The sequence below is a fragment of the Actomonas aquatica genome, assembly GCF_019679435.2.
GTDB classification, from domain to species: Bacteria; Verrucomicrobiota; Verrucomicrobiia; order Opitutales; family Opitutaceae; genus Actomonas; species Actomonas aquatica.
The window spans coordinates 3,983,554-4,008,396 of record NZ_CP139781.1 but is presented as its reverse complement, the minus strand read 5'-3'; the positions used below and the strand labels follow the sequence as shown (position 1 = coordinate 4,008,396).

Genomic DNA, 24,843 nt, shown 5'->3' with positions numbered 1-24,843 from the left:
CGTCACAGAGACGTCGTCTATGGTGAGGCTGTCGGTTTCGGTAAGGTAGATGCCGCCAGAGGTGGCGCGCGCGGTCAGCGTCGTGACGGCCGTTTCGATGTGGGTCGTCGGGCCGGCGATGCCGATTCCGGCCACCATCCGCAGACCCGCCGCGATGATGTCTTCGTTGCCGAAGGCGTCGCCAGCGTCGGTGATGCTACCGGTCGTGGCGGTGAGCGAAGCATTCACGCCTGTCGTGATGCCGCCCAAGGTGATGTCCACATTGGCGAGCAGGCGGATGTCGCCGGTCGCGCTGATGATCCGGCTGTTGTCGTCCTGCGTGATGCTACCGGTCGTCGCTTCGAGGTTCACCGTTCCGGTGCCGCCCGTGCGGATGTCGGCCGTATCGGTGAGAGAGATGGAGTCGGACGCGACCAGCGTGATGTGGCCCGTGGTGCTGTTGACATCCACGTTCGAGGTGATCGTGCCCGTCGTGGACAGCAGGATGTTACCCGCGCCGTCGGCTTGGACGCCGATGTCGTCGGTCGCGGCCGTGCCGTCGTTGATCATCAGATCACCACCGGTCACCAGGACGATTGAGCCGTCGCCAGCCGTCGTCATCACGTCGGACTGCGTGGCGTCCGTGACGGTGTCGGTCGTCGCGTCCGTGTCGACCTGCTCGATCGTCACAGAGACGTCGTCGATGGTGAGGCTGTCGGTTTCGGTAAGATAGATGCCGCCCGAGGTGGCGCGCGCGGTGAGCGTCGTGACCGCGGTTTCGAGGTGGGTCGTCGGGCCGGCGATGCCGATTCCCGCCACCATCCGCAGACCCGCGGCGTTGATGTCTTCCCCGCCGAAGGCGTCGCCGGCATCGATGATCGAGCCGGTGGTCGCGGTGAGCGACGCATTCACGTTGGTGGTGAGGCCACCGAGCGTGATGTCCACGTTGGCGAGGAGGCGGATGTCGCCATCGGCCGTGGTGAGGCGGCTGTTGTCGGCCTGCGTGATGCTACCGGTGGTCGCTTCAAGGTTAATCGTGCCCGTGCCGGCCGTCGTCACATCCACAGTCGCGTTCAGCGTGATCGAGTCGGAGGCGATCAAGCTGATGTGGCCGGTGCCGCTGCTGATATCGACGTTGCTGGTGATCGTGCCCGTCGTGGACAGCAGGATGTTACCCGTGCCGTGCGCGGCGATGCCGGCGTTGTCGGCCGCAGCCGTGCCGTCGTTGATCAAGAGGTCGCCGCCGGTAACCAGGACGATATTGCCGTCGCCGGCCGTCGTCATGACGTCGGACTGCGTCGCATCCGTGACCGGGTCGACCGTCGCGTCGGTGTCGACTTGCTGGATCGTCACGGCGACGTCGTCGATTACGAGCGCGTCGGTTTCATCAATAAATACGCCGCCCGAGGTTGCACGCGCGCTCAGCGTATCGACCGCAGTCTCCAGGTGTGCGCTTGATTCACCCGCACCAATCGCCGCCCACAGGCGCAGGCCCGCGGCGTTCACGTCTTCGCCACCGCTCACGTCGCCGGCATCCGTGATCGAGCCGTTGGTCGCCGTGAGCGACGCGTTCACGTTGGTCGTGATGCCACCGAGCACGATGTTCACATTCGCGAGCAGGCGGATGTCGCCATTGGCCGTGATCAGGCGGCTGTTGTCGTCCTGCGTGATGCTACCGGTGGTCGCTTCGAGATTGATGGTGCCCGTGCCGCCCGTGCGGATGTCGGCCGTATCGGTGAGAGAGATGGAGTCGGACGCGACCAGGGTGATGTGACCCGTGGTGCTGTTGACATCCACGTTCGAGGTGATCGTGCCCGTCGTGGACAGCAGGATGTTACCCGCGCCGTCAGCTTGGACGCCGATGTCGTCGGTGAGCGCGGTGCCGTCGTTGATCAGCAGATCGCCGCCAGTGACCAAGACGATGTTGCCGTCGCCGGCCGTGGTCATGACGTCGGACTGGGTCGCATCCGTGACCGGGTCGATCGTCGCATCGGTGTCGACCTGCTGGATCGTCACCGCGACGTCATCGATCGTGAGGCTGTCGGTTTCGGTAAGGTAGATGCCGCCGCTGGTGGCGCGTGCGCTCAGCGTCGTGATCAACGTTTCGATGTGCGTGGTCGGACCGGCGATGCCGATACCCGCCACCAGGCGCAGGCCCACCGCGATCACATCTTCGCCGCCGAAGGCGTCACCCGCGTCGGTGATCGATCCGGTGGTCGCCGTGAGCGAGGCGTCGGTGTTGGTCGTGATACCGCCAAGGACGATGTTCACGTTGGCCAGGAGGCGGATTTCGCCAGCGTCACTGATGATCCGGCTGTTGTCGTCCTGCGTGATGCTACCGGTGGTCGCTTCGAGATTGATCGTGCCCGTGCCGCCCGTGCGGATGTCGGCCGAGTCGGTAAGCGAGATGGAGTCGGACGCGATCAGCGTGATGTGACCCGTGGTCGAGTTGACGTCGACGTGGCTCGTGATCGTGCCGGTCGTGGACAGCAGGATGTTACCCGCGCCGTGCGCCTGGACGCCCGTGTCGTCGGTCGCCGCCGTGCCGTCGTTGATGAGCAGGTCGCCGCCGGTGATGAGCACGATGTTGCCGTCGCCGCCGGTGGTGAAGACGTCGGACTGCGTGACGTCGGTAACCGGGTCGATCGTCGCATCCGTGTCGACCTGCTGGATCGTCACCGCGACGTCGTCGATCGTGAGGCTGTCGGTTTCGGTAAGGTAGATGCCGCCGCTAGTCGCACGCGCGGTCAGCGTCGTGACGGCCGTTTCGATGTGCGTATTCGCTCCACCGATACCGAGGCCGGCCCACAGGCGCAGGCCCAGGGCGTTCACGTCTTCGCCGCCAAACGCGTCGCCAGCATCAATAATCGAGCCGGTGGTGGCGGTGAGCGACGCGTCGGTGTTGGTCGTGATGCCGCCCAGCGTAATGTTCACGTTCGCGATCAGGCGGACTTCACCGGTGTTGCTGATGATCCGGCTGTTGTCGTCCTGCGTGATGCTACCGGTCGTCGCTTCGAGATTGATCGTGCCCGCTCCGCCGTCGGTGCGGATGTCAGCCGAGTCGGTGAGCGAGATCGAGTCGGAGGCGACGAGCGTAATGTGACCCGTGGTGCTGTTCACATCGACGTTCGAGGTGATCGTGCCGGTCGTGGACAGCAGGATGTTACCCGCACCGTCGGCTTGGACGCCGATGTCGTCGGTCGCGGCCGTGCCGTCGTTGATCAAGAGGTCGCCGCCGGTAACCAGCACGATGTTGCCGTCGCCGGCCGTCGTCATGACGTCGGACTGCGTCGCGTCGGTCACCGGGTCGACCGTCGCATCGGTGTCGACCTGCTGGATCGTCACCGCGACGTCGTCGATCGTGAGGCTGTCGGTTTCGGTAAGGTAAATGCCGCCGGAGGTGGCGCGTGCGGTGAGCGTCGTCACCTGCGTTTCAAGGTGCGTCGTCGGTCCGGCGATGCCGAGGCCGGCCACCAGGCGCAGGCCTGCCGCAATGACGTCTTCGCCGCCAAACGCGTCGCCAGCATCAATGATCGAGCCGGTGGTCGCCGTGAGCGAGGCGTCGGTGTTGGTCGTGATGCCGCCCAGCGTGATGTTCACGTTCGCCAGGAGGCGGATTTCACCAGCGTCACTGATGATCCGGCTGTTGTCGTCCTGCGTGATGCTACCGGTCGTCGCTTCGAGATTGATGGTGCCCGTGCCGCCCGTGCGCACGTCGGCCGTGTCGGTGAGCGAGATGGAGTTGGACGCGATCAGCGTGATGTGACCCGTGGTCGAGTTGACATCCACGTTCGAGGTGATCGTGCCGGTCGTGGACAGCAGGATGTTACCGGCACCGTCAGCCTGGACGCCGATGTCATCGGTAGCGGCCGTGCCGTCGTTGATGAGCAGGTCGCCGCCGGTAACGAGGACGATATTGCCGTCGCCGGCCGTCGTCATGACGTCGGACTGCGTGGCGTCCGTAACCGGGTCGACCGTCGCGTCGGTGTCGACTTGCTGGATCGTCACCGCGACGTCGTCGATTCCGAGGCTGTCGGTTTCGGTAAGGTAGATGCCGCCAGAGGTGGCGCGTGCGGTGAGCGTCGTGACCTGCGTTTCGAGGTGGGTCGTCGCTCCGGCGATGCCGAGGCCGGCCACCATCCGCAGGCCCACCGCGTTGATGTCTTCGCCGCCGCTCACGTCGCCAGCGTCGACAACCTGGCCGGTTGAGGCAGTGACGGACGCGTTCGCGTCCGTGGTGATACCACCGAGGGTAACGTCCACGTTGGCGAGCAAGCGGATGTCGCCGGTGGCCGAGGTGATGCGGCTGTTGTCGGCTTGGGTGATCGAGCCGCTGGTGGCCTCCAAGTTGATCGTGCCCGTGCCGCCGGTCTCGATATCGGCCGTCGCGTTGAGCGTGATCGTGTCGGAGGCGATGACGCTGATGTGGCCGGTGCCCGCGAGCGTGTCGGCGTTGGCCGTAATCGTGCCGGTCGTGGAAAGGAGGATGTTGCCGGTGCCGTTGGCCTCGATCGCGCGGTTGTTCGCCGTGGCCGTGCCGTCTTCCAAGGTGAGGTCGCCGCCGGTGATGAGGACGATCGAGCCGTTGCCTGCAGTCGTGATCAGGTCGGACTGAGTGGCGTCGGTCGTCGGGGTGACGCCGGTGTCGACGCCCACCTTTTGCACCGTGACCGCCACGTCGTCGATAATGAGCGCATCGGTCTCGGTCAGGAACAGGCCGCCCGAGGTCGCGCGCGCCGACAAGGTGCCGGTGGTGGTTTCCAGGTGGTTGGTGGATTCGCCGGCTCCGACGCCGGCCACGATGCGGAGCTTGTTGGAGACGATGTCGACCGTGTTGTCGGTATCGACGTCGGTGATCGAGCCGGTGGTCGCGGTGAGTGAGACCTCGGTGTTGGTCGTGATGACGCCGCCGAGGATAATGTTGGTGGTGGCGAGCAGGCGGACGTCGCCGTCGGCCGTGGTGATGTCGGCCGTGGCGATGGCGCTGATCGCGTTGGCTTCCAAGTCCACCGTGCCGGTCGTGCCGGTGCTGAGGTCCGCTTCGAGGGTGAGGGTCTGGGCGGCGAGGACGGTGAGGTGGCCGCTGGTGGACGTGTGGTCGGCTTGCAGGGTCGCGTTGCCGGCGGCCGCTTGGATGAAGATATTGCCCGAGCCGTGCGCGGTGACTGCGCCGGTGGTGAGCAGGTCGCCGGTCGTGACCAGGATCGAGATCGGGCCGTTGCCGGCTTGGGTCTGCGCACCGAGGAGGGTCAGCGTGGCGGTTTCGTGGATGAAGATGCCGCCGCTGGTCGTGTTGGTGAGGGTGATGCGCCCGACCGTCGTATCGATGTCGGCCGCGTTCGCGCTGCCGATGCCGGTCGCCGCGGTGAGCGTCGCGTCGGTCGTGGTGATCAGCAGCGCGGTTTCGGTGACCGTGTTGTCGATGATACCGCCGGTCTGCGCGGTCAGACTCAGGTTGCCCGAGGTCGATTCGATCGAGGCTTCGAAGGTGATGTTGTTCGCCGCGGTCAGCGTGATGTCGCCGGTCGTCGACTGGATCGCGCGGGTGTCGGCGTCCACCCCGTCGGTCAGCAGGATCGAGCCGGCCAGCGAGGTGATCTCGGTGGCGCCGGTCGTCGCTTCGAGGTCCGAGGTCGACGCGGTATTGGTCGCGGTCGTGGTCGTGTCGGCCGTCGTCACGCGGCTGACCGGCACGGCGGCCACGGTGCCAATGGTGAGGTCGTCTTCCTCGCTGATCCGGATGCCACCGGTCGTCGCGGCGGCGGCCAGGGTCGCGATGTTCGTGTCGATCGCGTCGGCCGTGCCGATGCCGATCGCCGCCCACAGGCGCGTGGCCGTCGCGGTGAGGTCGGTGAGGGTTTCGCCGGCGTCGGCGATCGAGCCGGTCGTCGCCGTCACCGAGATGTTGCCGCTCGCCGCGTTCAGGCCCGACAGCGTCACGTCGATTTGCGCCAGCAAGCGGATGTTTCCGCCGGCGGTGGTCACTGCCACGTTGTCGGAGAGGGTGAGCGAGCCGGCCGTCGCTTCGAGGTCGATCGTGCCGGCGCCGGTCGTGGCGATCGAGGTGCCGGCATTGAGATTGATGCTGCGCGCGGCGATCAGGCTGATCGGGCCGCTGCCCGTGCTGATCGCGGCACTCGTGATGATGTCGGACGTCGCTCCGGCCACGCTCAGGCGGATCTTGCCCGCGCCCGTCGCCGTGATCACGCCCGTGATCGTCAGCGTGCCCGCTTCCGTCGTCAGGATGATCGGCTGCCCGCTCGCGTCGTTGATCAGGCCTGCCGGCGTGATCGTCAGCGCGTCGTCTTCCTCGATCACGATCCCGCCCGAAGTCGTGTTGCGACCCGTGAGGGAGCCGACGGCCGTGTCGATGTCTGCTGCCCCCGTCGCTCCAATCCCCGTCGCGGCCGTGAGGGTCGCGAGCGCGGAGGTGCTCAGGTTGGTGGACTCGGCGAGGGTGTTGTCCGTGATGGCACCAGCGGTGGCGGTGACGGTGAGGTTACCGTCGGTGCTGAGGAGGCGGGAGAGCGCGACGTTGGTCGCGGCGGTGTAAGTGATGTCGCCGGTGACCGTGGTGGTCGTGGTGCCGTCGGCCATGATGATGCCAGCGGTGTCGGCGGTGTAGGTGATGGTGGCGGCGTCGCCGGTGGAGACGTTGGCGTTCTGGGCGATGGAGTCGGCGCTCAGGGCGATGGCACCGGTGGTGGAGCTGACGACCGCGTTGAGGGTGAGCGCGCCGGCGTCGGCGTTGAGGGTGATGGTGCCGGAACCGTGAGCGGTAACGACGGAGGAAACGGTGAAGGCACCGGCGTCGACATCGATGTTGATGTTGCCGTTACCGGCGAGGGTGCGAGCGCCCGTGCCGTTAATGATGAGGCCGTTGGTCTCGTGGATGAAGATGTTGCCGCTGGTGTTGTTGGTGATGGCGAGGCTGGCGAGCGTGGTGTCGATGTCGGCATCGCTGCCGGCGGAGCCGATGCCGGTGTCGGCCGTGATCGTGGCCTGACCGGTGGTGGTGAGGTTGGCGGTCTCAGCGGCGGTGTTGTCGGTGATGCTGCCGGCGGTGGCGGTGAGGGTGATCGTGCCGGTGGTGGCGACGATGCGGGACAGGGCGATGTCGGTGGCGGTGGTGAAGGTGGTCGCGCCGGTGGTGAGCGTGGTGCTGGTGCCATCGGCCATGGTGATGCCGGCGACATCGGCGGTGTAGCTCACAAAGCCGGTGGTGGTGCTGACGTTGGCGTTTTGCGCGATGGCGTCGGCGGTGAAGGTGATGGCACCCGAGGTGGAGGAGACGGCGGCGTTGGCGGTGTAGGTGCCGGCGTCGGTGTTGAGGGTGATGGTGCCGGAGCCGTGAGCGGTGATGACGCTGTCGTTGGTGAGGCTGCCAGCATCGACGTCGATATCGATGCGACCGTTGCCGGCGAGGGTGCGGACGCCGGTGCCGTTGATGACGAGCGTATCCGTTTCCTGGATATAAATGTGGTTGGTCGCGGTGTTGGTCGCCTGGAGAGTGGCGATGGAGGTATCGATGTCGGCCACGCCGGAAGCACCGATGCCGGTGGCGGCGGTGAGGGTCGTCTGGCCGGTGGTGGTGAGGTTGGCGGCCTCGGCGGCGGTGTTGTCGGAAATGCGACCGGCGGTGGCGGTGAGGGTGAGGTCACCGGTGGTGGACGTGAGGGTGGCCACGTTGATGGTCGCAGCGGCGGTGTAGGTGATGGCGCCGTCGACGGTGGTGGTGGTGGCGCCGTCAACCATGGTGATGGTGCCGATGTCGGCAGTGACATCGATCGTGCCGGTGCTGCCGGTGGCGAGAGCGCCGGACTGGTTGACGCTGTTGCCGTCGAGGTCGAGCGAGCCGGTGGTGGAGGAGATGGTGGTGGCGGCGTTCTGGGTGAAGGTGCCATTCACCGCGTTGAGGACGATGTTGCCGGAGCCGTGGGCCGTGACGCCGGCGGCGACGGTGAAGGTGCCGACATCGACGGTGATGTGGATGTTGCCGTTGCCCGCGAGGGTGGCGACCGCACCGGAGATCGTGAGGGTGTTGGGATCCTGCAGGACGATGTCGCCGGAGACGGCGTTGGTGCCCTGGACGGCGCTGACAGCGATGTCGAAGTCGGCGAGGCCGAAGGTGCCGACGCCGGTTTGGGCGGAGAAGATGAAGGTGCCGCCGGTGGTGACGTTGTTGGTGGTGTCGGCGGACGGGGTGAAGTCGGTGATGGCGCCGGCGGCGGTGAGGGTCACGTTGCCGGTGGAGGAATTTAGGGTGTCGACCGTGATGGTGCCGCCATTGGTCGTGGTGACGTTGATGCCGCCGGAGACCGTGGTGATCTGGTCGAGCTGGAGGTCATCGGTTTCCGTCTGGGTGTAGGCACCGGAGCCGGTGATACGGGCGCCGTCGATGGTGCGCAGGGTGCCATCGGTGAAGATTTCGCCGGCGAGGGAGGCTTCCCCTACCCGCTCGACCGTGGTGCGGACGGAGGTGTTGCCACTGCTCTGGCTGGTGAAGAGCTCGGCGACGAGGCGACCATCGGTCTGGGTAATGGTGCCGGCGCGAGCGTAGAGAACGATGGAGCTGTTATCGCCGGCGGCGCTGAGGATGGAGGATTCGGCGGAGGCACCGGTGAGGGTGATGTTGCCGGAGGTGAGACCGGCGGCGAGTTCGATGCGCTTGTTGGAGCCGGTGGTGGAAGTGGTGGCGAGGAAGGCGGTGGAGGCGACCGTGATGCTGCCGTTGCCGGTGCCCTGGCCCGCGGTGAGAGAGATGCGGTCGAGGGCGTAGATCGCCGCGTTGACGTTGATGCTGCCGGCGGCCTCAAGGCGGACCCACGGGTTGCGATCGGCGGCCGTGTTGTCCTGGGCGTAACCGATGCGGGCATCGACGTTGATGTCACCGGTGAGCGCGACGAGGCGGAACTCGGGGACGGTGGCGTTGATGTCGTGGTCGCGGGTGACGTTGATCGAACCGCCGAAGATCTGGGTCTTGTTGAAGTATTCGCCGGTGGAGATCTGCGAGCCCATGTAGGCGAGGTAGACCGCGCCGGTGCCGGCGGCGGCGTCACCGAAGTTGACGACCGAGAAGCCCGGGAGGATGAGGCCGACCTCGGTGGCGGAGATGTCGAGGCGGTTGTTGAAGGTCGGGGTGGTGACGGAGGGCGGCGAGTTGCCGATGACCATCGCACGGGAGACCGTGTAAGGCTTGATGGTCAGCGAGGACTGCGCGCCGGTGTCGGAAACGGTGCCGAGGAGGTTGAGCTGGTTGGCGGTGATGGTGGCGTTGCCGTCGCCGACCTCGAGGGTGTTGATGCGAATGAAAGTGGAGACGCCGGAGCCGGTCGAGGTGATGTCGAGCGAGCGGACGACGTTGGTAGCATCGAGGATGAGATTGCCCGCGACATTGGTCATGACGACGTCGCCGGCGGTGAGCGCGCCGGTCACGTTGACGGCGGCGGCTTGAACGACGGTCATCGGGGTGGATTCGCCGATGTCGGTGTTGTTGTTGAAGGTCAGGGTGGCGTTGGTGCCGAGGGTGAAGCTGTCGGGCTCGTAGGGAGCGCCGAGGCCGCCGACGGCGTTGCCGAAGGTGATGGCACCATTGGCGTAGATGGCGGTGTCACCGCCGAAGTCGAAGCGCGCGTTGTTGGCGAAGAAGATCGAGGCGATCTTGGAGTAGTCGTTGGCGTCGCCGATGGTGACGTTGCCGGCGACGGCGGTGTTGCCGTTGAAGGTGATGGAAGCGCCTTCGGCGATCGTAACGTTGCCGGTGACCGTGACGGGGCCGTCGAAGGTGATGTCGGTCGCTTGGGTGATGACGAGGTCACCGGCGATGGTCACGGAACCGCGGAAGCGCAGCGTGGTGGCATCGGTGACGGTGAGGTCGCCGTCGAGGGTGACGGAGCCGCCGATATCGATGGTGCTGCCGGCGGTGAGGGTGAGGTCCTGGAGGGCCTTGTTTTGGCCGACACCGTTGGCGATGGTGATGGAACCGGTGGCGGAGAGCGAAAGGCTGTCGGCCCCGCCGGCGCCGTTGCCATCGATCTGACCACCCGGGTTGCCGATGATGATGCTACCGGCGGTGGCGGTCATGGAGCGGACGCCGTCGACTTCAACCGTGTCGTTGATGGACTGGCTGAGACCGGTGACATCGGCGGAGAGCGTGGTGGTGGTGCCGTCGCCGAGGATGTAGAGCACCTGGGTCTGGAGCGGCGAAAGGATGTCGATCGTATCACCACGCAGGACGGTGGTCGGCACCGAGAAGATAACCGGGGTGATGGTGCGGTCGCCGATGTAGAAGCGGGTGAGAAGCTCGTCGGAGCCGAAGTAAACGATGTTACTCGACTGGATGTTATCGACCTCGTCCTGGGTGAGGATCAGGCCGCCGGAGCCCTCGGGGACGCTGCCGAGCGTGGTGAGGGTCGGGATGATGGTGAAGGCCAGCGACGGATTGGTCGGGTAAACGTAGATGGTGTTGGTCGAGATGACCGGCTGGGAGATTTCCAGGGTGTTACCGGAGAGGATGACCTCGGTGGTGGTGTTGATCGGCTCCTGAACCGTCTGGTTGCCGAAGAGGCTGATGAGCTGAATGACGCCGGTGGTGGAATCGGCGATGTTGGTGACGTCGTCGATCTCGATGATGTAGGAGGTGACGGACGTCGGGGTGTTCACGGACAGTTCATTGACGTCCATGAAGATGGAGAGCGGCGAAATCTGAGCACCGGAGACGGCGGCACCGACGCCGTTCTGGGCGGTGAGGAGAAGGCGACCGGCGTCGGCTTGAATGAAGGCACCGTTGGCGGAGCGGAGGGTCGAGCCGTTGGAGCGGTAGAGGGACTCTTCCCAAGAGAAGGCGCCGGCTTGGATGATCTCTCCGTTATCGGTATCGACGGAGTCCGCAGTGTATTTGGCGTAACGCAGCGCCCAATCGAGCCAGGTGTCGAAGCCACCGGCGCCGGCGCCGTCGCCGATGTCCCAGCCCTCACCGTCGGTGGTGATGGCACCGGCGTCGGAGGTGAGCGTTACGGTGCCGTTGCCGTTGCCGATGTAGCCGCTACCGGAGGCCACGTAGATACCGGCGGAGAGGTGGATGTTACCGGCGGTATTGTGGAGGCGGATGTTGCCGTTGTCGCGGGTGACGAGGTCGTAGTTGACCGTGAGCGTGGTGGCGGAGTCGAAGTCGATGCGGCCGGCGTGGACGCGGCCGTTCCAGAGGATCTGGTTGGCGTCGATGGTGAAGTCTTCGCGGAGGTCGATCTTTTCGGTGCCGCTGCCGTCGATGGTGACGGTGGCGGAGTTGGCGACGATGTTGATCGATTCGACGTTGTTGAAGTCCGGGGCATAGCGCACCTCGTCGCCGTTCTGGGTGATCTTGGCGTCGCCGGAGGTATCGGAAACACGCATGGCGGTGTTGCCGGTCGAGGTGACGTTGAGCACGTCGACATCGGTGGAGCTGTTGGAGTCGTCGATGATGACCGCGCCGCCGAGGTTGCCCATGGTGACGTTGTAGGTGTCGGGCGCGACGGTGCCGCGCAGGGTGACGTTGTTGGAGGAGGTGCCGCTGACGTTGTAGCGATCGGAGGCGGTGCCACCGACCCAGATCTCGAGGTTGCGACCGGCGTCGTTGATGACGTTGCTGCCGAAGGTCGCCTTGTAGGAGGAGGTGGTGAGGTCGAAGGTGATGGCGCCGCCGATGCCGGAGAGGTCGACGGTGTCGCCGGTGTCGTTGTGGGTGCTGTTGCTGATGATGGTGTCACCGGAGGAGTTGGTGACGGCCGTGACGGTCTCGTTGAGGGTATCGGTGCCGAAGTTGCCGGAGAAGACGTAGGTGTCGTTGCCGGATTCGCCGTAGAGCGTGTCGTTACCGTCGCCGCCTTCGATCCAGTCGCTACCGGAGCCAGCAAAGATGGTGTCGTTGCCGGACTCGCCGTAGAGGAAGTCGTTGCCGCTGTAACCGAACAAGGTGTCGTCGCCGGAACCGCCGTAGATGCGATCACTGCCGGAGCCGCCGGCCAGGGTATCGTTGCCGGAGCCACCACGCAGGATGTTGGACCCGGAGGTGAAGGAGATGAGGGTATCGTTACCGACACCACCGTTCATTTCGACATCGGCAAGCACACCGGCCCCGATGGTGAGGGAGTCGTTACCGTTGCCGGCGTCGTTGACGAGGATCTTGGAGATGCCTCCGTAGTCCTGTTCGAAGCCGAGGCCGGAGACACGCACGGTTTCGTTGCCGCGAGAACCACCGAGATGGGTGACGGTAAAGCTCTCGTTTCCGTCGGACGTGTAGCTGCCGCCGCGGTGGCGCGCGTCGACACCCACGTTAAGCCGCAGGGTGGAGCCAATCTTGGTGGCGAGGATGGGCGGGGCACCGAAGCTCCAAGTGATGTCGAAGCTGAACTTCCAGATGTTGAAGGAGAAGGTCGCTTCGCCCTTCTGGATGTTGAAGGACAGGGTGAACCCGAAGGAGATGCTGATATCGATTTCGAAGAGACCGAAGTCGATGTTCACACCGGCACCGGCACTGCCGGAGGCCCGGAAGCCCCAGCTGGCCAGCGTGAGGCTGAAGTTGGCGTAGAAGTAGACCGGGCCGAAGCTGAGGCGGACACCAGCGGAAGCGGTGAACTCAAACTGGCCGTCGGAGCGGACGTAGCCGCTGAGGCGCACGGTGATGATGTTAAAGAAGTTCATCCCGAAGTTGTTGATTCGGATGATGAACAGACCGTTCTCGACGCCGATGGAGGCTGAGCCATTCACCTCGAAGACCCAGATCTTGAGCTTCATGCCGATGGAGACCTTGAAGGTGCTGCCGGCGATGGTCTCGGAGCCGATGGTGACCGACTGCGAGCTGGTGTTGAGGACCAGGGTGAAGTTGCCGGAGATCTGAATGAGGCCGAAGCCGAGCACGTTGGTGCCGAGGCCCAGATACATGGCGAAGTAAGCGCCTTGGGCGTTTGTGCCGATCTCAGCTCCACCCTTCACGGAGAGGCTGCCGAACATGCCGAGGTCGATGCCGGCATCAAAGGTGATGGTGAAGCCGCTCGAGGACATCTTCAGCATCGCGCTGCCCTTGATGGAGAACGGACCGACATTGAAGGAGCCACCGAAGGACAGGATGATGGTCTGGGCGGCGATGGACTCTTCCTTGGTGCCGCCGACGGCGCCCGTGGTGGTGTTGACGTCGAGCACCAAGATGTTGCGCGCCGAGGAGGTGGTGTTGATCGCAACACGGAAGGAGCCGGAGAGCGTCACCGGATCGAAGCCGAGGGAACCGGCCAGAGAGAGGCTGCCCCAGACGCCGGCCGAACTGATGGTGAGGGTGCCGGTCGCGCCGAGCGAGCCGAGCGGCGAGAAGTCGGCTGTCGCAGTGACGCTTAGAGTCAGGGTGTTGTTCTCGAAGAGGAACAGGGCTCTACCGTCGAGTTCGAGGATACTCAACAAGGTCAACTGGCCGACGAGCTCGAGGCGCAGGTAGGGACCCGCGGGCAGATCGACGGTGGCGTTGCCAATGGTGGTGTTGATGGCGTCGCCGGTGGTATTGACCTCAAAGGTGAAGGTGCCGCTCAAATCGAACAATGACGTGCCGCCCACGCCAAGGGTGACGTTGAACTGGGCGGCAATGCCCTTGGTGTTGATCAACAGAGCGCCAGATGCGTCGAAGCCGATGATCTGAGTGCCCGCCACCTGCAGGCCGAGCGTGGCCGTGACGGAGACCATCAGGCCATTCGTCCCCATTTCGAGGTAGAAGGAGCCGCCGAGGTTGAAGCCGGTGTCCTCGGTGCCGATCCAGAGGTCGCCCGAAGCGAAGAGGCGCACATAGATACCGGCCTCAAGGGTCTTGGAGGAGCTCTGGAAGGTGTAGACCTTTTCCTCGTTGGTGGTGTTGACCTCGAGACGGAAGGTGGCGTCGAAGCCAAAGCCGTTACCGCCAGCGATGTTGCCGGCACCGACCGTGATTTCGAGGAAGCCGGCGATGACGTAAATCGGAGTCGGCGCGCCGTCCGGGGCGATATCGATGACGGAGAGTGCGCCGGACGCACGAGCGCTGAAGATGACCTCACCAGCGAGCTGCGCCTTGAAGGAACCCGCTACGCCGACTTCGAACCCGTCGGCGTTAGCCACCATCGAGAACTCGCCTTCGATGCGGAAACCGGCGACGCCGCCGAGGTTGAACTGAATGAAACCGGAGGCCGCGAGCTTGATCTCGGTTTGCTTGAGCAGGACGCCATCAATCGTGATATCCGAACCGGCGGTGTTCACGAAGAAGGCCAAGCGGAACTGAATCTCGAAGCCGGTGCCGCTGAGTTCTTCGGCTCCGTCTGGCGCATCCACGCTCGCGCCCGCCCCGACTTGGATCTGCACAAAGGCCGCGATGTAGGGCGTGCCATCGAGCACACCGATACGGAAACCGCCGGCGGCTGAACCCACCTCGGCACCCGCGACCTCCGCCTTGGCATTGGCAAACATCTCCACGTAGCCGTCGGTGCCGTTGATGGTGAAGGTGAAGCTACCGGTGAGGGCGACCGCGTCACCGAGAGTCGTCTGGAACGCCAGGGTGCCGCCGACCTTGAGGCGGAAGTAGAGACCTTGGAGGGTGACGTCCGCGGCCACCAGCGATTTGGCCCCGGAGCTCGTATCGTAGCTATAGCTCGTGAAGGTCTTGGAAACCGTCGCGGTGTTGAGTTCCAACAGGAAGTTGGCGTTGGACCAGGTCCAGCCCGGGATCATGGGTTCGTTGGAATCAACCATGGTCAGTTCGGCCCGGCCATAAACACCGTCGCCATCGACCACCACGGAAAGGGAGCCGCTCAATTCGAAGAGCACCTTGTTGCCGATCGGGGTCTTCAGCTGGGTGTTGAAGGCGGCCTGCAGCTCGATGCCGGACGCATCGATGGAGAAGAAGAAGATACCATCGAAGTTGAAGACGCCGAGCACATCGGCCGAGGCGATGGCCCCGATCGCAATGTAGGCACCGGGCGACTTGGAGTCGTCGTCGCGCAGGGAGGACTTGGTGACGTCACCACCGTCGGTGATCGGATCGAAGTAGCTGGAGCCATCGTCGCCCGGAGGCAGGGTATCGGGGGCGATGTTGAGCTGCTGCGGGGTGCCGGAAATCGTGACCGTATCGTAGCCCACGGCGGCACGCAGGAATACCGGCACGTTGTAGACGACGTCTTCACCGCGGGTATTGATGAGCAGGTCGATCGAACCACCCATGGCGATGCCCGGGAGATTGAGGTTCGCGCCCAGCTTAAACTTACCAGCCATACCGCCGGTGTCGGCGATGAGCAGGGCCTGCACGCGGGCCTCGAGGATCTCGGTGCCATTGGGGCCGATGCGAATGTGGCCGTCGGCGAAGAACTCAACGCTGGAGGTCTTCAGCTTGAAGGAGAACGCGGCGCTGATGCGGAAGAGCTCGGTGCCGTCGATGGTGAACGAGGCGTAGGCGTAAGCCGCGATGAGCAGCGTCTTCGACTCCAGCACGATGGTCTGGTTGTCGTTGCGGAGGTTAAAGACACTCTTCTCGGAGCCATCGGAGCCGCCCATGCCGCCGGTCCGGCTGAGTTCAATGAAGTATTGGGCTTCGGTGGTGTTATCGACGATGCGCCAGAGGGTATCGTTGACGATTTCGTAGACCGAGTAGTTGGCCGCATCGAGGCTGTTGGCGCCGGTGAAGAGCGCGAGGAGCGCGGCATCGATGGTGCCGTCATTGAGGGCGGCGATGGCATTGTCGGTCGCATCAAGGGTGGCGAACTGGTCACCCGGGATACCTTCGAGGCTCAGCGTGACCGTCTTGTCGACGTTGGTCGTGTTGATCTGGAAGGTGCCCGCGACCTTGATGTCGATGCCGATGTTCTTGAGGAACTCGAGATTGGTCTCGAGGCCGATGGCACCCCAGAGGCGCGGCAGGGCAATATCGTAGGCCGCGCCGTCCGGAACCGTGATGCCCATGTCGGAGAGCAGGTCGCGCACGGTGACGGCTTCGTTGGCGGTGGTGCTGGAGGTATCGAGCACAAAGACACCGGCGACGGAACCGAGGTTACCGAGGTAGATGACCTTAAAGGTGCCGTTGAAGGTGAGCTTGATCTGCGAGCCGCCGTCGACCTCGGTGATCTCGAAGAGCACGTTGCCGCGGATATCGAGGATGGGCTCATCGGTGAGGCCGAGGGCGTTAAGGGTGAGACCACCGCTGAGCTCCATGAAGAAGGTGGTGGCGGGCTTGCGCAGGCTGAAGCTGGCGGAGAAGGCGGCGGAGTCGTTGCCGTCGCTGTCCTGCCAGGCGCCCTCGGCCATGGTGATGCGAACCTCGTAACGGGTGGAGAGATCGGGCACCGAGAAGGTGCCGGTGTAGTAGAAGCGGAAGCGGTTGGTATCGGCACCGTTCTCCTGGACGCGCTCCACGCGATCGATGGTGACACCGGTCGTTACCGTGCTGCGCGTGACGAGCTGGAATTCGCCGCCTTCGCTGGAAGTGGAGGTGGTAAAGGCCACCGCGTCGCCACCGGCCGTGAGCGCGAGCTGGATGGTGTTGGCATCCTCTCGGATGACGTAGTAATCGCCCGCGACGAGACCGGACGGCAACGTGCCGAGCGTGACCTCGCTGAGGGTAACGAGGTCGCCATCGCTCAGACCGTGAGCGTTGAGCGTGATGGAGCTGCCGCTGGTAGCGGCAGGCTGTTCGCGCACCTGGAAGCTGGTGGTGCTCTTAAGGCTGCCGGTGGTGAAGGAGACGGCCGCGCCGCCCGCACTATCGGAGAGCTTGATGGTATTCGCATCCACCACGATGACGTAATAGTCCTTGGCACTGAGGCCGGTCGGGAAGGCGACGGTGGCGTTGACGTCATCCGGATCCGGGAGCGAGGAGAGGCGGATCCGGGTGTTGGCGGCGAAGCCGTGATTGGCGATGGTGAGGGTGTTGTTATCCCCATCGAAGTCGGTGGCCGAAACGGTGTAGTTGGAAAGGTCGTCGCCCGAGAAGGCCGTGCCATTGAAGGACAGGGTCTTGATGCTGGAAACGATGAGCGCCAGATCGTCGGCGGTGAGCGTCGAGGCGTCGATGGTGCCGTTGGCGAGAGCGGCCGCGAGCTCGAGCTCGAAGTAACCCATGCCATTGAGCGTCTCGGTATCGGTGATACCGCCGTCGGCCACATTGGTCAGGCTGGTCGTCGGCTGGGCGAAGGTGACTTCGACCGTGCTGGCCAAGTTGCCCACACCATCCTCGTCGGCAAAGGAGCCGGCGATGAAGGTGATGGTGGCAGTGCCGGCCACGATATCGCCGGTGAAGCTGTAACGATAGGTGTCGGTGCCCGCGAGATCGCCCGGCTGGGTGGCGGCGCCGTTGATTGTGAGCGCGGTGCCATCGGCGAAGGACAGGATGAACTCGGCGTCAGCATCGACGATGGACTCGTTGGTCACACCGGCGCCCGTGCCGGCCGAGAAGGTGACGTCAATATAACCACGATCTTCGAAGACGGTGAGACCGATGATGGAGCCGGGCACGAGATCGACGACCGAGGCGGTGCTGCCTTCGATGGTGAGGGCAATAGTCTGCGCGAGATTGGTTGCGCCCGTGGAATCCCCGAACGTGGCCGCCGCGATGTTGAGGGTGATATCGCCGGCCTCAAATTCACCGGTGAAGGTGTAGCGGTAGGTGCCGGTAGTGCCGGCGACAAGCGTGCCGACGCCGAGGGTGACGTTGGCCGCGCTGGCACCATCGAGGGTGACCACCGGTGCATCCGTGATGGAGAGCGTCGCCCCGCTGGTGGTGGTCGGGTTGAAGATGATGTCGATGTAACCCTGACGGTTGATGTCGCGGATGGCGGCCGCCCCACCCGATCCGAGTGATGCGAGCGATGCGGTGGGGCCCTCGATGACCACCGATAGGGTTTGGGCCGCGTTTTCGCCCGGACTGGTTGCGCCCACGGCAGTCTCGAAAGCCTGACCGGACGCCAACGTTACAGTGAGCGACCCGCTGGCGAGATCGGTGGCGGGCACCGGAGTGTCAGCCGGATCCGTGAGGTTGGCGACGGCCGTGATTTCGTAGCGGAACCACTGCACATCGGCAGCCTCGTAAACGGTCGCGGCATCTTCGCCACCACCGACGGCGACCACGCTGTAGACGGTTTCCCCGCTACCGTTGGTGGACGTGCTGAGGCCCACCGGGGTGCCGTCGAGAGTCAGGCGCAGTGAGTCTCCGTCCTCACGTTCGTAAGTGGTGCTGAACTCCTGGCCATCCTCGAGGATCGCAGCGTAGTTGAGAGAGGTGCTGCCGGCACCGAGGTTGACATCGATGTAGTGCTTACCGCCTTCGCTGATAAGGCGCACATTGGACGAACTCGAAGACGTGACCTGGGCGAAGGAGCCGGCCGCGAAGGACACACTCAGGGTGCCCGGCTGCCAACCGAAGTCGGCTTCGGTGATCTGGTAACGGAAGCGGGTAACGCCCTCGTTCTTGAGCTTGGCGAGGAGGTCGGCCTCGGAGTTGCCGGTGACGACCGAGAACGTGGGCAGACTATTGGCATCGAAGCCGGTGGCGATCGGGGTCGGACGACCGTTGACCGCGATGTTGACGGTGGTGCCGTCCGCCTTGGTGAGCGACAGGGTGAACTCCTGACCGGAGTCGAGAATGGACTCGTAGTTGAGGGTGCCGAGTGCGCCTGGCTCGTAGTTGACGTCGATGTAATATTTCCCATCGGCGTCGAGGTAGAGGTTGAGCGTGCCGGCGTTGGCTCCGTTCGTCGTCGGGTTGGCCAGCGAGGCGGTGGGCACGGCGGTGCTGTTGAAGGCGGACGTCGGCACGACCGGAATGGCCACCTCTTCGCCGGCGTCATTGCGGAAGCCCATCTGGAACTTGCCGTCGATGCTGAGCAGCTCGACCTGATCCGGGATGTCGGCGAGGAAGAGCACGGTGGCGGCCCCATCGGCGATGTTGGAGATGTCGATGTAGAGCTTGGCCGAGATGCTGATGAGGTCGGCGGCGAAGTTGAGCTGACCCTTGATGAGGATCTTGCCGTCAGTGCTGATGATCAGGTCGACCTGACCGTTGAAGGTCTGTTGCGACGCGTAGGCGGTGAAGATCTTGGCCGAGCCCTTGATGAGCATCGGGGACGTGAAGGCCGCACCGAAGCCACCCAGCGCCGGGTTGGCTTGGATGCCGACCCATTGGTTGAGGACCTGCTGTTTGACGGCGGCTAACCACGCGCCGGCATCACCGGCGACGGCGGTGACATCGAACTCCGGATTACGCAGCTCAAACGGCTCGTCGATCGACGGCAGCGTTTTGAAGAACTCGACGCCGGCGACGAAGTTGTTGATGGCGAGACCGGTGTTGGGTTCGAGGATGATGCCGCCCGGCACCGAAGCCTCGACGATCATGCCCAGCGGGCCGAGTTCGCTGAAGGCGAGCTGCACGCCGAAGCCGGCGGCCCCGGCGAGTTCCATGCCGCCCTGGATGCCAACAAAGAGGATGCGGTCGACGATGTCGGACTCGGCGGTGAATTCGTCGCCGAGTTCATATCCGTCGGTGGCGTTGCCGGTGACCTTGATGATACCGCCGATGAGACCGCCGCTGATGCCGGCGCCTTCGGCGGTGATGCCGAAGCCAGCGATATCCACGATCGGGAACTTACCCTCGAGCAACAGGCTTGGACGGATGCGGATGCCATCGACCGTGCCCGTGAGCGTGAAGCCCGGCAGCGCATTTGGCGCAACGGTGGCCGACAGGATGATGTCGAAGTTGCCCGGATCGGCCTCGAAGTCGGCCCACTCCAGCGCGATCGAGCTGATGCGGATCGGCAGCCAAGACGGCCACATGAAGTTTTCACCCGTGGCACCACCGAGGCGGATACCCACCGCAAACTTCGCGGACGGGTCATTCGGGTTGCCGACCTTAAAGTCGCCATTGCCGGTGATGTAGAAGTTGCGGCCGAGACCACCGAGCTGCATCGAGCCGATCTTCACGTCGGCGGTGACCTGACCAAAGATGGCGAGCGCGTCGTCGGTGCCGGCCGCACGGGTATCGAGGGTGAACTTCTCGGTGCCGAGCACCAAGAAGGTGCCGATGGTCATCTCGAAGATGTCGGCGGAGAAGACGAAGCCATCGACGCGACCGTCGGTGAAGGTGAGGTCGGCGCGTAGCGCGTCGGTGCCGGAGTCGGTGCTGTCGGAGAAGGTGGCCGAGAAGACCGAGGAACCCGGGAAGAAGGCCGCACCGCTGGTGGCGAGGAAGATGGTGCCGTCGAAGCCCGGGGACTCGGTGCCGTCGAACTTCACAGACCAGTTCGTGACGCCGATGCTGATGTCGTCGAACTCGAGGATGCCGGCGATCGAGATCTTGCCGTTGGGGTTGGCGACCGTGAGGCGCGCTTCACCAATCGTGAAGCCGTCACCGCGCAGCGTGAGACCCGGCAGGACGGTGCCTTCGTCGGTGGTGTATTGCGCGAGGGAGGCGGTCAGCGGCGCGTTGCCGTCGCCGGTGGCGCTGACGAGGAACTTGATCGACGCGGTGCCGAGGGAGAGCAGCTCCTGGCTGTCGCCGGCGGCCGGATCGTAACCGACCGAAACATCGGTGGCGGTGACTTCAAAGACACCCGGGACGCTGATGAGCAGGTTGTCGGCATCGACGGTCCACGCGCCGGTGGCGTCGATTTCGAAGCCGGCAGCGAGGTCGACGGAAACGTCGAAGGTAACGAGCAGGCCGGTGAGTTCAGCCTTGATGCCGGAAGAGGATTGGGCGGAGGCGGAGGAGGAACCGCCGAAGGCCAGGGCAATCTTGTCGGTCGAGATGCCGATCGTGAGGATCAGCTTGCTGTCCTTGAAGTTGAAGTCCTCGAGGGACACGCCCGGGCCGGTGATGGACAGCGGGCCGACGGAGAAGTCGGTGGTGCTCTGGGCTACGGGCGGGCTGGAGCCGGTGGCGGCATAGATCTCGCCACCGTTGGGCAAGGACGCGGCGCTCGGGGACGCGCCGCTGGCGAAGCTGAGGGTCGTGCCAGCGATGGTGGCGCTGGTGATGGACCAGGACGTGAGCTGGAAGCCGTTGGTCTCGGAGATCACGAAGGCCGCGGTGCCGCCGATGGCGTAGTCGCCGCTGCCGATGGAGAGGGAGGCCGAAGTGATGCCGATGTTGAGGTCACCATTGGTCTGACGCTGGAAGTCGAAGGTGCCGCTCAGGGTGAACGCATCCGGAATGCTGATGGTGAGACCACCGCGGTAGATCGGGGAGTCGGTCGTGGTGGTGATCGACAGCGCGAACGGTGAGGTGCCGCCGGTCGGGATGGATTCGGAAACGACCGCGCCGGTCTTGTTGAGAGCGACGCCGAACTTGGCGCCGACCGAGCTGGCGGCGGAGTCGAGTCCGTCGAGGCCCACAAAACCGAGGGTGCCCAAACCACTGAAGGCGTATTTGGCGGTGGCGCTGTTGGTATACATCACCAAGCCAAATTCGATGTCCTTCACCAAGATGCCGATGGCGTCGCTGTTGAGCGTGCCGTCGCTGTTCTTGTAAGGACCGCTGCCGACAAACACCGAGCCGCTGTCGATGCCGAGGAGGAACTTGTTGGCGGTGCGGGTGAAGGCGAGGTTGCCGTAGACTTCGATGGTGTCGGCAATGGAGAGCTTCACATCGGTGCCGACGAACTGGAGGAACGGCGTGGTGCCGTCGCTGACTTCGGAGGCGGAGAAGTTCAGCGAAACGGTGTCGCCGGCGATGATGGCCGTCTGGGTCACCGCGGTAGTGAGATCGTTGATACGCAGGGTCAGCGTGGCGCCGAGGGTGAAGCCGGGCACGCCTTCGATGGACACTGTGCCGGTGATACGACCGGCGCGCTTACCGCCCTGCTCGACGAAGATGGCCTCGCCGTTGACGAGTTTGAGACCAACACCGCTGTCACCGATGAAGACTTCGACCTCGGAGCCGACGATCACTTGGGCGGTGGAGCCATTAACCGTGGCAGACTTGTAGCTAAAGTTGCCGGAGATGGTGACACCCGGGAAGGAGATCTCGAGGCCCTCGATGACGATGCGGGTGTAGTTGCCGGCCTCGAGGATGACGGTGCCGAACACGCCCTCGGCGGAGATGGCGTTGCCGGTGTCGTTGATCTCGAAGATGAGCGTGGCACCCGCGGCGAAGACACCGATGTTGAGGTCGGCGACGAAGGAGAGCGAACCGGCGATGCCGTCGTTGGTGAGAACGAAGAGACCCTGCGCGTTGGTGATGCTGACCGGCGAGTCCCCTGCCCCTTGACCGGCGAAGTTCGGGATGGAGATGTTGGCCGCGGAGACGACCACGATGCTGTTGTCATCGGTGTCGGTGGTCTGGCTGAAGGAGAAGCTGCCACTCAGGGTGACCCCGGCGACGGTGAGAGAGAGCGGATCGGCGGAGACGCTGATGAGCGTGCCGGCGTTGGCCTCGAGGGTGTAGGATTGGCCGCCCACCTCGATGGTCTCGGAAACGACGCGGGTGACGTTGGCGAGGTTGAAGGTGAAGTTGTCGGCGGTGAGGCTGATACCGATGCCGGAGTCGACCGCGACGTCGGCGGAGAGGCTGGCGATGTAGCCGGCATCGTTGACCACCATCGCGCCCGTGCCGTTGGAGATGGAGAGGAAGTCAGTCGTGCCGTCACCGATCGCGGTCTCGAAGTTGGTGATGCCGATCTTAACGACATCGAGGCCGTCGGCGTTCGGGCCCTTGGAGAAGGTGAAGTCACCGGAAACCGAGATGAGGCCGCCAACGGTGAAGCTCAGGTTATTGGCCTTAAACTCGATGAAGGGCGATTCGGCGGTGCCGTTGGCGACGGCGAGGGTCTGGGTGATGCCGTCGATCTCGATGTCGAGCGCGTCGCCGACGCCGGAGTAATCGACGCCCGAGTTGTTGTAGCTGAGGGCGATCGAATCGACCGTGATGCCGGCGAAGTCGAGACCGGTGAGGTAGAAGGCGCCACCGGCCTGCATGGCCACACCGCCGTTTTCGTCGATGACGAGGGCGAGTGAACCGCTGTTGATGCCGACCGAAAATCCACCGACCGTGATGCCGGCGGCGACGTTGCTCGCTACGACCTGAATGTTGCTACCGGACTTGGAGAAGGCAAAGGCGCCGGACACCTGGACGAAGTTGGCGATGCCGAGGGTGACATCCGCCGCGGAGACACTCAGCAGCTCGCCATTGAAGTCGAGGGACACGGGATCGCCGCCCGTGGCGACGGTGAAGCCACCGCCGGTGAGTGCGCTGAGGTTGAGTGCCGACGGCGGGGGCGAGAGACCGGTCGGCCCCGTGGCCGCGTTGTAGGACACCGTGATGTCGTTGAGCTCGAAGGTGAAGGTGTCCTCGGGCAGGCCCACGAACTCGGCCGAGTCGGCCTCGATCTTGAGGGCGGTGTAACGGGAGAGGTTCGCCTCGTCGGTCGGGGTGAAGAGCGCAAGGGCAACGTCCACGCCGCCGAAGGCGATGCCGACCGCACCGTCGCTGTCCGGCGTATCGGAGGAGTCGATACGACCGTCGCCATTGGAGTCGGCCCAATAAGGACCACCGACACCGGCGAAGACGTGCACGTTGGAGGCGCCGAAGCTGAGGGTGTCGACCTCGATGGAGTTCGGCGTGTCGGCCGTATCCGTGACCGTGGTGGTCGCGCCCTTGGTGAAGGCGAAGCCGCCGCGCACGTAGATAAACTCGGAGACCGCGAGGGTCGCATCGCCAATCTCCACCTGGAGAACGCTGTCGGCGAAGCTGAGCAGCTGGGTCGATGCACCGGTTGCCACGGAAAGGCCACCACCCGGCAGGCCGGAAAGATCGAGGACCGGGGCCTCGTTGTCGGTCGAGCTGACCTGATTGAGCGAGATCGAAATGTCGCTGGCGCTGAGCGTGAGGGCCGGGATGCCCACCAGCTTGGCGGAGGCGGCGGACGCGCTGAGGGAGAGGTAGCTGTTGGTATTGGCTTCGTCGGTCGGCTTGAAGAGCGCGAGGGCCACGGTGCCGCCGTCGATGGCCACGCCGGTGGCGGTGGTGTCGAGGGCTTCGTCGTCGGCGTCGATGTCACCGTCGTTGTCGTTGTCCTGCCAATAGGGACCGCCCACGCCGGCGAAGATGCGCACGTTCTCGGCGCCGAAGGTGATGACATCGGCTTCGACGCTGGTCGGGGTGCTGCCGGCGGTGTTGACCGTGACGGTGGTGCCCGCCTCGAAGGCGAAGGCGCCGCGCACATAAACGAACTCGGAAACCTGGAAGACGGCGTCGGCGATCGAAACGCGGAGCAGTGTCGTGGCGTAATCGAGGGCGATCGAGCCATTGCCGGTGGCGACCGAGAGGCTGCCATCGGTCAGCGCAGTGAAGTTCACCGGAGCCGGATCAAAGGTCGGGTTGGCCGAGTCGCTGGCGATGTTGGCCTCGATGGTGATGCCGTTGGCGGAGAGCTGGAGCGCGTTGCCGAGACCCACGAAGCTGGCGGAGTCGGCGGACACCTTGACCGCGGTGTAGGTGATCGTGTCGGTGACGTCGGTCGGCTTGAAGAAGGCAATGGCCACATCCACACCGCCGAGAGCCACGCCGAGGGCGCCGGCTGCATCCGGGGTGTCGGTGCCGTCGACCACGCCGTCGCCGTTGGAGTCGTTCCAGTAAGGTCCGCCGACGCCGGCGAAAACGTGGACGTTGGAGAGGCCGAAGGTGACGAGCTGGGCTTCCTTGGTGGAACCGCCGACGTCGGTGATCTCGACGGTGTCACGCAGTTCAAAGGCGAAACCGCCACGGATGTAGATGAATTCACCGATGGCGAAGGTCGCGTCGGCCACCTGCACGCGCAGGAGCGAGGCGTCGAAGTCGAGGTCAACCGGATCACCGCCCGTCGGCACGGAGAACTTGCCGCCCGTGAGGCTGGTGAAGTC

The 24,843-nt window shown here is 64.5% G+C and carries 1 protein-coding gene (only partly in view); it reads right to left on the bottom strand.

Every position in this 24,843-nt window falls within one protein-coding gene, locus tag K1X11_RS15345, for a hypothetical protein, read on the bottom strand. The gene is 56,919 nt long; 8,778 of those nucleotides lie to the left of the window and 23,298 to its right, leaving coding positions 23,299–48,141 in view (codon 7,767, complete, through codon 16,047, complete); the first complete codon in reading order (the gene reads right to left) occupies positions 24,841 to 24,843. The start codon and the stop codon both lie outside this window.